Below are 405 nucleotides of genomic sequence, written 5' to 3' on the forward strand. Positions count from 1 at the left end.
ATCCAAGGACTTCGACAGCAACTATCCCGGACATTACCTGAGGCAGATCACGCATGTGTCCGTGTCGTTCAAACTGAAATCCGATAACCCGAACAGCCTACAGAACCTGAGTGCCGTCCTGACTCAAACAGGCAGTACTACACTGATCAAGCCAGATATTGAAGCGGCAAAACTGCTTTATGGCGCACGTAAGGCCCATCCTCACATCAAAACCAATTTGCGGGCCTTGCAGCAAATAGCGTTGTCTTCAACACTGTCAGACGACGGTCGAGGTGTAGGCAAGGAAGGCTGGCTGTGCCAACTGCTGTTCGGCGATGGTCGGTATCTGCCGTTCGAAGGCACAGGGGCTATCTCGAACTGGACGCTGGCGTTCCCGGATGAAAGCGTTGTCAAACAGTTTTATGG

At 52.3% G+C, this 405-nt stretch carries 1 pseudogene; it reads left to right on the plus strand.

The features are described 5' to 3' along the window. A pseudogene (locus EE949_RS18230) lies at nt 1-405 on the plus strand (insecticidal toxin complex protein); the annotation flags it as partial.

The sequence above is a fragment of the Pseudomonas viridiflava genome (assembly GCF_900602065.1).
Lineage (GTDB): Bacteria > Pseudomonadota > Gammaproteobacteria > Pseudomonadales > Pseudomonadaceae > Aquipseudomonas.